Source organism: Ruegeria sp. ABM4_193, from assembly GCF_056158705.1.
On record NZ_JBSWTT010000001.1, the window covers coordinates 2,376,341 to 2,390,226 of the forward strand.

Annotated in this window: 12 protein-coding genes; 3 read left to right on the forward strand and 9 right to left on the reverse strand. The window is 58.2% G+C overall.

The window, feature by feature from the left end; genetic code table 11:
• Positions 1-10: 10 nt before the first annotated feature.
• The 3 genes from ACXADZ_RS11895 to ACXADZ_RS11905 form a co-directional block, all read right to left on the reverse strand.
• Positions 11-1,465 (reverse strand): NAD(P)(+) transhydrogenase (Re/Si-specific) subunit beta, encoded by a 1,455-nt coding sequence (locus ACXADZ_RS11895; RefSeq protein WP_475196570.1) that lies wholly within the window; start codon positions 1,463-1,465, stop codon positions 11-13.
• A gap of 13 nt (positions 1,466-1,478) precedes the next feature.
• Positions 1,479-3,050, reverse strand: coding sequence for a Re/Si-specific NAD(P)(+) transhydrogenase subunit alpha (locus tag ACXADZ_RS11900; RefSeq protein WP_475196573.1), 1,572 nt, complete (start codon positions 3,048-3,050; stop codon positions 1,479-1,481).
• Positions 3,051-3,177: 127 nt separating this feature from the next.
• Positions 3,178-3,627: a methyltransferase family protein gene (locus ACXADZ_RS11905; RefSeq protein WP_475196575.1), complete on the reverse strand. Its 450-nt coding sequence runs from the start codon at positions 3,625-3,627 to the stop codon at positions 3,178-3,180.
• Positions 3,628-3,802: 175 nt separating this feature from the next.
• On the opposite strand from ACXADZ_RS11905, the gene kynU reads away from it, so the two are divergent.
• Positions 3,803-4,996, forward strand: coding sequence for a kynureninase (gene kynU, locus ACXADZ_RS11910; RefSeq protein ID WP_475196576.1), 1,194 nt, complete (start codon positions 3,803-3,805; stop codon positions 4,994-4,996).
• Here the strand turns inward: kynU and ACXADZ_RS11915 are convergent.
• Positions 4,989-5,567, reverse strand: coding sequence for a TetR/AcrR family transcriptional regulator (locus tag ACXADZ_RS11915; protein ID WP_475196580.1), 579 nt, complete (start codon positions 5,565-5,567; stop codon positions 4,989-4,991). The genes kynU and ACXADZ_RS11915 overlap by 8 nt on opposite strands.
• A 99-nt stretch (positions 5,568-5,666) precedes the next feature.
• On the opposite strand from ACXADZ_RS11915, the gene ACXADZ_RS11920 reads away from it, so the two are divergent.
• Together ACXADZ_RS11920 and ACXADZ_RS11925 are read left to right on the forward strand one after the other, a co-directional pair.
• Positions 5,667-6,131: a (2Fe-2S)-binding protein gene (locus tag ACXADZ_RS11920; protein ID WP_475196582.1), complete on the forward strand. Its 465-nt coding sequence runs from the start codon at positions 5,667-5,669 to the stop codon at positions 6,129-6,131.
• 3 nt (positions 6,132-6,134) lie between these two features.
• Entirely contained in the window at positions 6,135-8,375 is a 2,241-nt protein-coding gene (locus ACXADZ_RS11925) for a xanthine dehydrogenase family protein molybdopterin-binding subunit (protein ID WP_475196584.1), read from the forward strand.
• 56 nt (positions 8,376-8,431) lie between these two features.
• On the opposite strand, the gene ACXADZ_RS11930 is transcribed toward ACXADZ_RS11925, so the two are convergent.
• The 5 genes from ACXADZ_RS11930 to ACXADZ_RS11950 form a co-directional block, all read right to left on the reverse strand.
• Positions 8,432-9,241 carry an autotransporter outer membrane beta-barrel domain-containing protein gene (locus ACXADZ_RS11930; RefSeq protein WP_475196586.1) on the reverse strand — a complete coding sequence of 270 codons (810 nt, stop codon included), beginning with the start codon at positions 9,239-9,241 and terminating at the stop codon, positions 8,432-8,434.
• Positions 9,242-9,321: 80 nt separating this feature from the next.
• On the reverse strand, positions 9,322-9,669 hold the full coding sequence (locus tag ACXADZ_RS11935; RefSeq protein WP_475196589.1) for a hypothetical protein: 348 nt from the start codon (positions 9,667-9,669) through the stop codon (positions 9,322-9,324).
• A 492-nt stretch (positions 9,670-10,161) separates the two neighbouring features.
• Positions 10,162-10,938, reverse strand: a complete 777-nt coding sequence (locus ACXADZ_RS11940; protein ID WP_171184935.1) for a gamma-glutamyl-gamma-aminobutyrate hydrolase family protein — start codon at positions 10,936-10,938, stop codon at positions 10,162-10,164.
• Positions 10,939-11,157: 219 nt separating this feature from the next.
• Entirely contained in the window at positions 11,158-11,583 is a 426-nt protein-coding gene (locus ACXADZ_RS11945; protein ID WP_475196593.1) for a GlcG/HbpS family heme-binding protein, read from the reverse strand.
• 78 nt (positions 11,584-11,661) lie between these two features.
• The gene (locus tag ACXADZ_RS11950; RefSeq protein WP_475196596.1) at positions 11,662-13,797 is read right to left on the reverse strand and encodes a malate synthase G; all 2,136 of its coding nucleotides are present in this window, start codon (positions 13,795-13,797) and stop codon (positions 11,662-11,664) included.
• Positions 13,798-13,886 lie beyond the last annotated feature (89 nt).

Here is a 13,886-nt window from a genome sequence, read left to right on the forward strand (position 1 = left end):
AGTCTTTTGATCAGTCGATCATGGGCAGCAGTTTGTCGAGCGACTGTTTCGCGTCGCCATAGAACATGCGTGTGTTCTCTTTGAAGAACAGCGGGTTTTCGATACCTGAATAGCCGGTGCCCTGACCACGTTTCGACACAAACACCTGCTTCGCCTTCCAGCACTCAAGAACCGGCATCCCGGCGATGGGGCTGTTGGGATCTTCTTGTGCGGCCGGGTTCACGATGTCATTTGAACCGATCACGATGGCCACGTCTGTGTCGGGGAAATCGTCGTTGATCTCGTCCATTTCCAGCACGATGTCATAAGGCACCTTTGCCTCGGCCAACAGCACGTTCATGTGGCCAGGCAGACGACCTGCAACCGGGTGGATTGCAAAGCGCACCTCTTTGCCCTTGGCACGCAGCTTGCGAACAAGCTCGCTGACTGACTGCTGCGCCTGCGCCACGGCCATACCGTATCCCGGGATGATAATGACACTGTCCGCGTCATTCAGAGCAGCCGCAACGCCGTCCGCTTCAATGGCGATCTGTTCACCTTCAACGGCCATCTGTTCCCCCTGCGGGCCACCAAAGCCCCCAAGGATCACGCTGACAAAGTGACGGTTCATCGCCTTACACATGATGTAAGACAGGATCGCACCCGACGAGCCCACCAGCGCACCAACCACGATCAGCAGGTCGTTGCCCAGCGAGAAGCCAATCGCTGCCGCCGCCCAGCCCGAATAGCTGTTCAGCATCGACACAACCACCGGCATGTCGGCGCCACCGATGCCCATGATCAGGTGATAGCCGATGAACAACGCAGCCAGCGTCATCAGGAACAGCGGGAAGAACCCGCCGGTGCTGGTGTACCAGAACAGGCAGATTAGCGAGAGGCCCGCAGCAGCCGCGTTCAGCGCATGACCGCCGGGCAGTTTGGTCGCCGCGCTCGTCACTTTGCCCGCCAGCTTGCCATAAGCCACGACCGAGCCGGTAAAGGTGATCGCACCGATGAAGATGCCCAGGAACAGTTCCACATGCAGAATTGCCAGCTCCGCCGGGGTCTTCTTAGCGATCAGTTGCGCAAAGGACCCCAGACCGTCCAGTTCAACCCCTTTCGCGGCGTCGGCAATCGCAAAGACCTCGGCCACGTTCTGAACTTCAAAATGCGCGTTGAAGCCCACGAAGACCGCCGCCAGACCAACCAGAGAGTGCATCGCAGCCACAAGCTGCGGCATCTCGGTCATCTGCACGCGCTGCGCCACATATTGACCGATCAGACCGCCGCCGATGATCAGCAGCAGCGACAGCAGCCACAGGCCCGAGCCCGGACCCACAAGCGTAGCAAAGACCGCCAGCGCCATACCAACAATGCCGTACCAGACCGCCCGCTTGGCGCTTTCCTGGTTCGACAACCCGCCCAAAGCGAGGATGAAAAGAACAGCCGCAACAACATAAGCGGCAGTGGTGAAGCCAAATTCCATGTGCCCGGCCTCCTTAAGATTTCTGGAACATGGCAAGCATGCGCCGTGTTACGAGGAAGCCGCCGAAGATGTTGATCCCGGCCATGAAGACAGACAGCGCCGCCAGCAGAATGACCAGGAAAGACCCCGATCCGATCTGCATCAAGGCCCCAACGATAATGATCGACGAGATCGCGTTGGTGATCGCCATCAGCGGTGTGTGCAGTGAATGCGCCACGCCCCAGATCACCTGAAAGCCCACAAACACGGCCAGCACAAACACGATGAAGTGCTGCATGAAGCTGGCCGGAGCAACCAGCCCCACCAGCAGCATGAGCGCGCCACCGACACCCAGCAGTGTGAACTGCTGCTTAGTTTGCGCCTTAAAGGCCGCAATCTCCTGAGCCTTTTTCTCTTCCGGGGTTAGTTCTTTGACTTCCGGCTTCTTCTGCGCCGCAATCGCCTGCACCTTGGGCGGCGGCGGCGGGAACGTGATCTCACCCTCATGGGTCACGGTTGCGCCGCGGATCACGTCATCTTCCATGTCATGGTTGATCTGACCGTCTTTTTCAGGCGTCAGGTCAGTCATCATGTGACGGATGTTGGTCGCATACAGAGACGACGATTGCGCCGCCATCCGGCTGGGGAAGTCGGTATAGCCGATGATGGTCACGCCATTGTCGGTCACAACCTTCTCATCCGGCACGGTGCCTTCAACGTTGCCGCCCCGCTCGGCCGCGAGGTCAACGATGACCGAGCCCGGCTTCATCGCCTTGACCATGTCCTCCAGCCACAGCTTGGGTGCCGGGCGGTTCGGGATCAGGGCGGTGGTGATGACGATGTCCATCTCTGGTGCCAGTTCGCGGAACTTGGCCAGCTGCGCGTTGCGGAACTCTTCGGACTGAACGCTGGCATAGCCGCCAGTGGCCGCGCCATCCTGCTCTTCTTCTTCAAAGTCCAGATAGACGAACTCGGCCCCCATGGATTCGACCTGTTCGGCCACTTCCGGGCGCACATCAAACGCATAGGTGATCGCGCCCAGAGACGTCGAGGTCCCGATGGCGGCAAGTCCAGCCACACCCGCGCCCACGATCAGCACCTTGGCAGGCGGTACTTTACCGGCGGCAGTCACCTGACCGGTGAAGAAGCGACCAAAGTTATTACCAGCTTCGATAACCGCGCGATAACCTGCGATATTGGCCATCGACGACAGCGCATCCATCTTCTGCGCACGGCTGATACGCGGCACCATCTCCATCGCGATCACATTCGCGCCCTTGGATTTGGCCAGCTCCATCCCGTCTTCATTGCCCGCCGGGTTAAAGAAGGAAATCAGCGTCTTGCCCTTGGTCAGACGCTTCATCTCGGTCTCAGTCGGGATACGCACCTTGGCGACGATGTCCGAACTCTTCCACAGGGACGCAGCCGTCTTCACGATTTCAACGCCCACGGCTTTGTACGCCTCATCCGAGAAACCGGCGGCTGCACCTGCCCCTTTCTCAATCTGGCACTCATAGCCCAGTTTCTGCAACTGCACAGCAGAGTCCGGCGTCATCGCGACCCGGTTCTCGCCATCCAATATTTCCTTCGGTGTGCCTATCTTCACTGGCAGTCCCCCTAGAGTCTAAGGCCGAGCAGGTCCTCGGGTATGGTTTGTTAAGAAAAGATGTATCTTGCGTAATTTTATTTCGCAAGCGCAGCATCGGTTACGTTGTGTCATGAGCCAGCCCCTCTTACACCCACCGACGCGTTTTGCGCTCATAGCGTGCAAAATCTGCGCGGAAGGTGCGACGCAGGCGATCCTCTTCAGGCAAAATGAACCGACGTTCGAGCACCCACACAAAGACGGGCACCAGCACCAGCGAAAGGACAGCATCAAACCGCAGGATCAGACCCGCCAGGATCAGCACATCACCCAAATAGATTGGGTTGCGGCTGCGTTTGTAAATTCCGGATTGCACCATCGCACTTGGTGTTTCATGCGGAATGACAGTGGTCTGATGTCGGCGGAATTCGACAACTGCCATAACCGCCAACAGGACGCCACCTCCGATCAAAACACCACTGATCAGGTCGGTCAGCCCGCCTTCAAGCGACAGGCCCAATCCCACGTACCGGCCCTGCAACCATGCCAGAAGGACAAAGCCCGCAAGCCACACAGGGGGAACATCGATCCAGCGCATAGTTGGTCCTTTGTGGATGACGTAACGTAAAGATACGTGTCGTTTCTGGGCGCTGTCCTATCGTTTTCAGAACAGAATAGCAAAACCCCACGATGTCGCATCAGTGGACAGGTTAGTTTGGATCGGGTACGCCCGAGGGCAAACAGCGACAGACAAACACAAAAAACGAGCTTTCATGACCGATTTCGCCGCAACCAAAGCCATGTTCTCCCTACCCGAAGGTATCCTTTATCTTGACGGCAACTCTCTTGGGCCTCTGCCTAAATCAGCGACCTCACGCGTACAGGAGATGCTGACAGATGAGTGGGGACAGATGTTGATTACCGGTTGGAACAAGGCCGGTTGGATGGGGCTGCCCACCGGGCTGGGCGACCGCATCGGACGTCTGATCGGTGCCGAACAGGGCAGTGTTGTCACAGGCGACACCTTGTCGATCAAAGTGTATCAGGCCGTAGCCGCCGCGCTTGAGCTTAACCCCTCGCGCAAGGTGGTTCTGTCAGACAATGGCAATTTCCCATCTGATCTGTACATGGCCGACGGTCTGCTGCGTTCGCTGGGTGAAGAGTATGAACTGCGCGTTGTAGATCCCGAGGACGTGGCCGCTGCTATCACGGAAGAGATCGCGGTCTTGATGCTGACCGAAGTGGATTACCGATCGGGCAGAATGCATGACATGAAAGCCCTGACCGAATTGGCTCATGCCAATGGCGTCGTCACCGTATGGGATCTGGCACATTCGGCCGGGGCAATTCCGGTCGATCTTGCAGGCTGCAATGCCGACTTTGCTGTGGGTTGCACATATAAATACCTCAACGGCGGTCCCGGTGCCCCAGCCTTTATCTATGTCGCACCACGACTGGCGGAAACAGTGCGACCTGCCCTGTCCGGTTGGCTGGGACACGAAGCCCCGTTTGCCTTTGATCTGGACTATCGCCCCGGCAGCGGGATCGAACGCATGCGCGTGGGCACGCCCCCCGTGATCCAAATGACGGCGTTGTCCGCGGCCATGGATATATGGGATATGGCGGAAATTACTGATGTCCGGGCAAAGTCCATTGAATTGACCGAGTTGTTCATCAGCCGTGTTGAGGCGACCTGCCCCGAGTTGAAACTGGCCAGCCCACGCACACCAGAGTTACGTGGCAGTCAGGTCTCATTCCGTTTCGAGGAAGGCTATGCCGCAATGCAGGCCCTGATCGCGCGTGGCGTGATCGGCGACTTCCGTGCGCCAGATATCATGCGGTTTGGCTTCACGCCGCTCTATATCGACGAAGGCGATGTGATCAAGGCAACCGAGATTCTGGCCGATGTCATGCAGAACAAGCTGTGGGACACGCCTGAATACAAGGTTCGTCAGCGCGTTACCTGACCTCAAGCCCCGCACCAAAAAGGGCGGCAACCTGCGCCACCTGCTGTTCGTAGACCTCTGCCCCTGCACCGATCAGCTTTAGCCCCTTGAGCGTGGCCGCGATCGTTCGTCCGATCTCGGCCGCGTCAGCCAGCAGGCGCACGCGGCCCGCCTGTTCCTGCTGCGTCAGCCAGTCTGCGTATAGTCCCGCCAGCTTTGCCTCACCCGCCGCGATGATTTCAGAAGACAGAGATTTGGTGTTATCCAGTATTTCAAGCCCATGTGGCGAGGCCAGAATTTTCGCCATCCCGTCCGTCTGAGCCTGTATCGCGCGGATCAACACCTCGGGCACCGATCCTTGTGTCGCCAGTGCCTGCGCCACAGCGACGGTTTTTTCGGCATAGTATAACTCTGTCAGCTTGCTGACGATTGCCTCTTTGTTTTTGTAGTGCAGATAGACTGCAGGCCGGGACATCCCCGCACCGCGCGCAATATCGTCCATCGAGGTCTTGCGATACCCGTACGTAGAAAAGGCTTGAAACGCCGAGTTCAGGATCGCCTTTTGCCGTGAATCGTCAGTCGTGTCTTTCATGTCTGAAGAACTGACACTTTTTGATTAAATTGTCAATTGACACCCTGACACTTTTCTCTAATTATGTCAGAAACCAGCCACAGCAACGAGAGGTGCGCCATGGCGACGGCCCTTAAGATCAATGGAAAACAACATCAGGTGGACTTGCCTGATGACGTCCCCCTGCTCTGGGTTCTGCGGGATGAGGTCGGGTTGACCGGCACCAAATTCGGCTGCGGCGTTGCCGCCTGCGGAGCATGCACCGTTCATATCGACGGCGAGGCCGTGCGGTCCTGTCAGGTTGCGTTGTCGGATGTTTGGGGTGACGTGACCACAATCGAAGGCATTGGTGCACCGGATGCATTGTCCGCGCTTCAACAAGCCTGGGTCGATCATCAGGTTGCGCAATGCGGCTACTGCCAGTCTGGACAGGTCATGCAGGCTGCCGCCTTGCTGGCAGAAAACCCTTCGCCCACCGATACTGACATTGACGACGCGATGCAGGATAACCTCTGCCGCTGTGGCACATACCCCCGAATTCGTGCAGCGATTCACGATGCCGCTGGCAAGTTGAAGGAGGCGTAAGTCATGGGAAAAGTTGGTAAGATCCTCCGCCGCACGTTCCTGATCGGCTCTGCCGCAATTGTTGGTGGCGTAGCCTTTGGCGCGTATTACGTCACCCGTCCAGCCGCCAACCCGTTGAAACCCGGCGAAGGTGAAGCGGCGTTGAACCCGTTTGTGCTGATCGACCAGAATGGCGTCACCCTGTTCGCCCCCCGCGCTGAAATGGGTCAGGGCGTGAAAACCACATGGGCCGCACTGATCGCCGAGGAACTTGACGTCGATCTGGATCAGATCACCGTTCTGCATGGCCCGGCGGCAGCGGCCTATTACAACTCCGCCCTGGTGGGCGAAGGATTGCCCAACAAGGGTTATGACATCTCGAATTTCCAGCACAATCTGGGTGAGGCACTGGGTGTTCTGGGCAAGACGCTGAGCCTGCAGGTCACCGGTGGTTCGACCTCGATGAAAGACGGGTTCGAGCGGATGCGGCAAGCGGGTGCTTCGGCGCGCGAAACGCTGAAACGTGCGGCCGCAGACCGGTTAGGCGTTGACCCTTCTGACCTGCAAACAGCCTCGGGCCATGTTATTGCACCCAACGGCGACAAGATCGCCTATTCCGAACTTGCCGAAGATGCGGCTGGATTGGAACCGGTTGAAGTGTCTCTGCGCGATCCGTCCGAATGGCGCTATCTGGGCCGGACGCAACCGCGTCTGGACATGGTTGGCAAGGTTACCGGCACCGCCGAATTCGGCGTTGATGTCCGCCTGCCGGGCATGAAATTCGCAGCCGTGCGCATGAACCCCAAACTGGGCGGCGCGATGAATGGCTTTGATGACAGCACTGCAAAATCCATGCCGGGGGTCGAGAAGGTTGTCGATCTGGGCACAGGTGTGGCCGTGATCGCCAACAACACCTGGTTGGCAAACCAGGCGGTCGAGGCCATCGACGTTAACTGGGGCGATGCGCCCTACCCGCCGGACACCGACGGTATCTTTGCCAAGATAGCCGAGGCTTTTGACGACGCGCCGAATTCGACCATGCGCGACGATGGCGATGTCAGCGTGACCCCCGAGGGCGCGACGGGAATCACCGCTGAATACCAAGTGCCCTATCTGGCCCACGCCACGATGGAACCGATGAATGCCACCGCGCTATATACCGGAAACGCAGTGGAGCTGTGGTGCGGCAACCAAGCCCCGACCCTGATTCAGTTCCGCGTCGCGAACACCGCCAATCTGGACACCGAGGCAGTGCAGATTCACACCACCTATCTGGGTGGCGGATTTGGTCGCCGGGGCGAACTGGACTTTGGTGAGATCGCCACCAAGGTTGCAATGGCCATGCCCGGCACGCCGGTTCAAACGACCTGGAGTTGTGAAGAAGACATGCGCCACGATTTTTACCGCCCCGGAGCCATTGCCCGGATGCGCGGCGCCGTTCAAGACGGCAAAGCTGTTCTGATCGACGGCAAGGTTGCTTCGCAATCCCCAACCCAGCAGGCGGTTGAACGCTACACCGGCTTCCCCGGTGGCGGCCCCGACAAGGTGCTGGTCGAAGGGTTCTTTAACCAACCCTACGCCGTGCCGAACTACCGGATGAGTGGCCATGTCGCGGATCTGGCCGTCCCGGTGGGCTTCTGGCGCTCGGTCGGTAACAGCCACAATGGCTTTTTCCATGAAACCTTCATGGATGAAATGGCCCATGCAGCTGGGCGCGATCCGCTGGAGTTCCGGCTTGAACTGATGAAACCCGAACACGCTCCGTCTGCCGGATGTCTTGAAGCCGTGAAAGAGATGTCGGGCTGGACCGGCAAAACGCCTGATGGCGTAGGCCGGGGTGTCGCCTTTGCCTACAGCTTTGGCACACCCGTGGCACAAGTGATCGAGGTCGTCGACGAGGACGGCACCATCCGCATCAACAAGGCTTGGATCGCCTGCGACATGGGGCTGGCGCTGGATCCTGACAACGTCAAGGCGCAGATGTTCGGCGGTATGATCTATGGCCTGTCCGCTGCGTGTTACGGCGAGATCACCTTTGCAGACGGTGAAGCCGAGCAGTTCAACTTCCCTGACTATGACGCCATGCGCATGCACACGACCCCGCAGGTCGAGGTGCGCGTTCTCGAGACCAACCGCCACATGGGTGGCGCAGGAGAGCCCGGCACGCCCCCCTCGATGCCCGCGCTCGGAAATGCCCTGTTTGATCTGACCGGAGAACGCGCCCGCAGCCTGCCGCTGATCAACCAGTTCAACCTTCTGGTTTGATCACAAAACGCCGGCTCAGTGACATGAGCCGGCGTTTTTACTTTTTGCACTTAGCATCAGAAATTGACTGACAGGAAAATCGACGCTTCCGTTGCGTCCAGATCATCCTCGAACAAACTCAGATAACCCAGCGTTGCTTCGAAAAAGACGGCTTCACTTGCGCGTCCGCGAACCCCGACGCGTGTGGCCCAGGTCAAATCAGTCTGTGATCCCCCGCCAATGCCAATATTGTCACGGTCCAACCAGTACGTTGCGCTTAGCGTCGCGAATGGAGATACAATCGATCGTGACGTGACAAATGGCCTGCTAACTTCCAACTCAGGCGTCAAGGCGCTGTAAGTCGCAGAAGCAACTTCACCAATGATGTTTACCGGAACCCCTGCCAAACTACCGCTCAGATCATAGTCTTCCGCGCTGTAATTGTAGTAGTCAAAGGCAACCGACGGGCGCAGCAGGAATTGCCCGGCCTCATATTGGCCAACAGCTTCCAGATTGGCACGCCAACGCGTGCGATCAAAATCACCAGTCAATCCCAAGACGTTTGCATCCGTTGAAAACTCTCCAACAGTCGCCAACCCGTTCAGCACCCACCTCTCGGACATACGCCAGGCAAAATATGGCCCGACGGCCAACCCTTTGGTGTCTTGTCTGAACTGGCCCTGAAACCCTTCGACATCAATGTCTTCGTATTCAACCTGAAATCCAATGACCAAGTCCGGCGTGACAAGCCTGTCGAAACCTGCCGCAAAATAATTGTCGTTTACGTCGACTTCCGTGACACCGCGCGTGTCTTCGATTTCGGTATAGGTGAAGTCTGTCCACACATTCCACGTGGATGGCGGTGCAAGATCACGGCCCTCTGTCAAAGGAGGGCCTGCGAGGGGCGCTGTTACAGTGGGATCACAAAGTGCCGCGTCGAGTTTACCCGTCGCTGCGTCAACGCACTCTACGCCGACAGCATATGCCCCTGCAGAAGCACCTTGGGGTTGCGTACGAGGCAAGGTAGCCGTTGTTCCACCTCCACCAAAACCACCACCGGTCCCGCCAGAACCGCCGCCACCAAAGCCGCCACCGGATCCACCAGAACCGCCGCCGCCGCCAAAGCCACCACCGGAGCCACCTGAACCGCCGCCACCAAAGCCGCCGCCGGATCCACCAGAACCACCGCCGCCGCCAAAGCCGCCACCGGAGCCACCTGAACCGCCACCGCCACCGCCACCAGAACCACCACCGCCACCAGAGCCACCACCGCCACCGGGCAAGCTCCAGTTTCGTTGTTGATTTTGCGTATCAATCAGGCAATCCCGGCCATTAGGTGCTCCGCCAACTGCAAACAACCGGTGCACTCCACCGTTTCCATTCGAAACAAAGGGCGAAAAGCTTAGATGAACACCTCGACGGGACTTGGTCCAGGTGTCTACTGTTGTGTTCCGTTGCGCAGCTTCGAGGCGATAGTCGCCTTGCTCTGTCGCTGACAACCAGACCGAAGAGGATGAGTCGGGCGTGCGCCCGATATAGAACAATTCTCCCAGAGAGCCACATTGCTGCGCGACCCCTCAGCCGAGAAACTGGAAGACACTATCAGTGTTCCCGCAAGCAGCCTAATCCGGCCCCGTCGCCTTTGGGTTGACTCGCTCATCGCTCGACCCTGCCCTGTTTCATGTCAACAGCGACAGGCTCTCAGACCCGCTGGCCAGCTCAAAAGGTTATTCAGCGGACCTCAAAAATAAATATTTGAATGTTGCGATGCAGTGACGTGACTCAAGAGAGCAGCGGGCAAGTACAGTTAAGCAGACTGCTTGATCGCAGTACAACCGCCACGATTCCAAACCCGGACAGCGTTTCCAAAAGCCTCGAACAGAGGGCGCGACACCGGGTCGTTGATGGCATCCCATTCCGGGTGCCACTGAACAGACAGCGTAAAGCCAGGCGCGTCTTTGATAAAGATCGCCTCGGGCGTGCCGTCGGGCGCGTGACCTTCGATGACGACACGTTCGCCAATCGTCTTGATGCCCTGCCCATGTAGGGTGTTGGTCATGACCTCGGTCGCGCCAAACACATTGTGGAACACTCCGCCCTCATCCAGTGTCACCACATGCCGCAGCGCAAACTTCTCTTCCAGCGTACCGTCGGGCGGCATCCGATGATTCATCCGGCCCGGTAGATCGCGAATTTCGGGATACAGTGTTCCACCCATCGCCACGTTGACCTCCTGAAACCCGCGGCAAATGCCCATAAAGGGCTGCCCACGTTCCACACAGGCCCGAACCAGTGGCAGGGTGATGGCGTCGCGTGCCCGGTCGAACTCTCCATGCGCTTCGGTTTCGGGTTCGCCGTATTCTTCTGGATGAACATTAGGGCGTCCGCCGGTCAGCAGAAAGCCGTCGCATACCGACAGCAACTCATCAACCGTCACATAGCGCGGGTCCGCAGGGATCAGCAGCGGCAGACATCCCGACACATTGGCAACCGCGTCCGAGTTCATCGTCCCACCCGCATGTGTCGGGTATTGGTCATTCATGAGATACGAGTTGCCGATGATACCGACGACAGGACGAGACATTCCGCTTTCCTTGTTGTTCCATTGCTTAACATGGAAGCTAGCGGCAGCCTCTCAGACGTGCAAGAATACACGCCCTGCATGACAGCGCAGGGACGTGTTCAGGGGTGCACAATACAATCCCTCAAAAGACATTTTGTATGGAATTATTTCCCGAGAAAATCTATCAACCGGGAAATAATTCCAAAGTTTTGGCATTGGCAGGACAAACCAAGCGGAGACTTAAATCTCACCAATCAAACCGGCAGCCTCAATTCCAGCCGTTGCGGCAATCGCATCATTGTCCGAAGTGTCACCTGTTACTCCGACAGCCCCGATGACAGCGCCTTTTCGGTCGCGTAACAGAACACCACCTGGAACCGGCACAACCTGCCCGCCATAGACGCCATTCACTGCGGCCATGAAATAGGCCTGCGCCTCGGCGCGTTGCATCTGCGCGGTCCCGGCCATGCCCAACATGACCGAGCCGTAGGCCTTGCCATGCGCAATCGCGAAACGACCCGGGGCGGCACCGTCTTCACGTTCGAAGGCGATAACATGACCGCCCGCGTCCAGAACCACAGCGGACAGAGGCTTCAACTCCATCTCGCGCCCCTTCTCGAGAGCCTTACGAATGATGGTGCGCGCCTTGCGCAAAGAAATAGCCATCCCTGATCCCTTTCATTTGGATAAAATCTTCTTTGGAAAACAAGGGGTAGACATACCCCTTGCCCCGACCCGAACCGCTTACGCCTGGCTTGCCTTCAACTCCAGACGACGGGCGTGCAGAACCGGCTCGGTATAGCCCGAAGGCTGCACCCGCCCCTTGAACACCAGATCGCAGGCTGCCTGAAAGGCGATGCCGTCAAAGCTTGGCGCCATAGGCGTATAGCTGGGGTCGCTGTCGTTCTGACGATCCACAACAGCCGCCATTTTCTGCATCGCGGCCATGACCTGCGCTTCGTCCACGACGCCATGGTGCAGCCAATTGGCCAGGGCCTGAGACGAAATCCGGCAGGTTGCGCGGTCTTCCATGAGGCCGATGTCGTTGATGTCCGGCACCTTTGAGCAACCCACGCCCTGATCGACCCAGCGCACGACATAACCCAGAATGCCCTGCGCGTTGTTTTCCACCTCGCGGGTGATTTCATCGTCGCTCAAATTCCGACCTCCCAGCAGCGGAATGGTCAGCAGGTCATCTAGCTTACCGCGCGCGCCTCCGGCGGCCAGTTCATCCTGTCGGGCCAGCACATCAACCTTGTGATAATGCGTCGCGTGCAGTGTCGCGGCGGTCGGCGACGGCACCCAGGCGCAGGTTGCGCCAGACATCGGGTGGCCGATCTTGGCGTCCAGCATGTCGCCCATGCGATCCGGCATCGCCCACATGCCCTTGCCGATCTGCGCCTTGCCTTTCAGGCCGCAGGCCAGACCGATGTCGACATTGCGGTCCTCGTAGGACGCGATCCAAGGCGTGTTCTTGATATCGCCTTTTGGCAGCATCGGACCGGCTTCCATCGAGGTATGAATCTCATCCCCGGTCCGGTCCAAAAACCCGGTATTGATAAAGGCAACTCGTGACTTCGCTGCCCGAATGCACTCCTTCAGGTTGGCCGAGGTGCGCCTTTCCTCGTCCATAATGCCCAGCTTTACGGTATTGCGGGGCAAGCCAAGAATATCTTCGACCATGTCAAAAATTTCGACCGAGAACGCAACTTCCTCGGGCCCGTGCATCTTGGGCTTTACGACGTAGACCGAACCTTCGACCGAGTTACCGCCTTCGCGCTTCATATCGTGCATGGCGATCAACGTAGTGCAGAGGGCATCCATCAGCCCTTCACCAATCTCGCGCCCTTCGGCATCCAGCACAGCCGGGTTGGTCATCAGGTGACCTACGTTACGTACCAACATCAGCGACCGGCCTTTCAGCGTGGCCTGATCGCCCGACGGCGTGGTGAAACTCAGGTCGTCCGCAAGCTTACGGGTAAAGGTTGTGCCGCCCTTCGTGACTTCTTCGGTCAGGTCACCCTTCATCAGACCCAGCCAGTTGCCGTATGCGACAACTTTGTCGGCGGCATCAACACAAGCCACCGAGTCCTCGCAATCCATAATCGTCGACAGCGCTGACTCGAGCCGGACGTCCGCGATGCCAGCAGGATCGGTTGCGCCAATGGTACTGGAAGGATCGATCATGATCTGGATGTGCAGGCCATTGTTCTTCAGCAGCACGAATTCCGGTTTGTCCGCCGCACCACCAAACCCGGCAAATTGCGCGGGGTCGCCCAGCGCAGGAACCAATCCTCGGTCCTTCACTGTAAGGCTGGAAACGTCCGCCCAAGACCCGGACGCCAGTGGTACAACGTCGTCCAGAAAGGCTTTGGCCCATGCGATCACACGCGCCCCACGCGCGGCATCATAGCCACCGCCCGCTGGCAAATCACCCATAGCGTCAGTTCCATAAAGCGCGTCGTAAAGACTGCCCCAACGGGCATTGGCAGCATTCAAGGCAAAACGGGCATTGGTGATCGGCACAACAAGTTGGGGACCGGGGGTAAGGGCAATCTCGGGATCCACGTTTGCCGTCTCGATCTGAAACCCATCCCCTTCCGGGACCAGATAACCGATCTCTTTCAGGAAAGTCTGGTATTCGGCAGGATCAATCTCCTGCCCCTTGCGGGCCATATGCCAGCCGTCGATACGGCTTTGAATTTCAGACCGTTTCGCAAGAAGGTCGCGATTCTTCGGCCCCAACTCGTTCACCAATCGCGCCAGGCCCGCCCAAAACTGCTGCGCAGACACACCGGTTCCCGGCAGTGCTTGCGTCTCGATAAATTCTGCCAAAATCGGATCGATCTGCAGCCCGTTCAGGGTGTGTCTGCCAGTCATGTTCCCGCTCTCCCGCGATTGTGTGCCACTGTATGCTCAGGTGCATTTAGGGGGAAAGTTTCCGATAGGCAACTTTTGTCGAGGGATTA

Bases quoted from the DNA above. Each gene is read 5' to 3' on its own strand.
- kynU (WP_475196576.1), top strand. From the start codon at position 3,803: ATGACCGATTTCGCCGCAACCAAAGCCATGTTCTCCCTACCCGAAGGT.
- ACXADZ_RS11905 (WP_475196575.1), bottom strand. From the start codon at position 3,627: ATGCGCTGGATCGATGTTCCCCCTGTGTGGCTTGCGGGCTTTGTCCTT.
- ACXADZ_RS11950 (WP_475196596.1), bottom strand. From the start codon at position 13,797: ATGACTGGCAGACACACCCTGAACGGGCTGCAGATCGATCCGATTTTG.
- ACXADZ_RS11940 (WP_171184935.1), bottom strand. From the start codon at position 10,938: ATGTCTCGTCCTGTCGTCGGTATCATCGGCAACTCGTATCTCATGAAT.
- ACXADZ_RS11915 (WP_475196580.1), bottom strand. From the start codon at position 5,567: ATGAAAGACACGACTGACGATTCACGGCAAAAGGCGATCCTGAACTCG.
- ACXADZ_RS11945 (WP_475196593.1), bottom strand. From the start codon at position 11,583: ATGGCTATTTCTTTGCGCAAGGCGCGCACCATCATTCGTAAGGCTCTC.
- ACXADZ_RS11895 (WP_475196570.1), bottom strand. From the start codon at position 1,465: ATGGAATTTGGCTTCACCACTGCCGCTTATGTTGTTGCGGCTGTTCTT.
- ACXADZ_RS11925 (WP_475196584.1), top strand. From the start codon at position 6,135: ATGGGAAAAGTTGGTAAGATCCTCCGCCGCACGTTCCTGATCGGCTCT.
- ACXADZ_RS11920 (WP_475196582.1), top strand. From the start codon at position 5,667: ATGGCGACGGCCCTTAAGATCAATGGAAAACAACATCAGGTGGACTTG.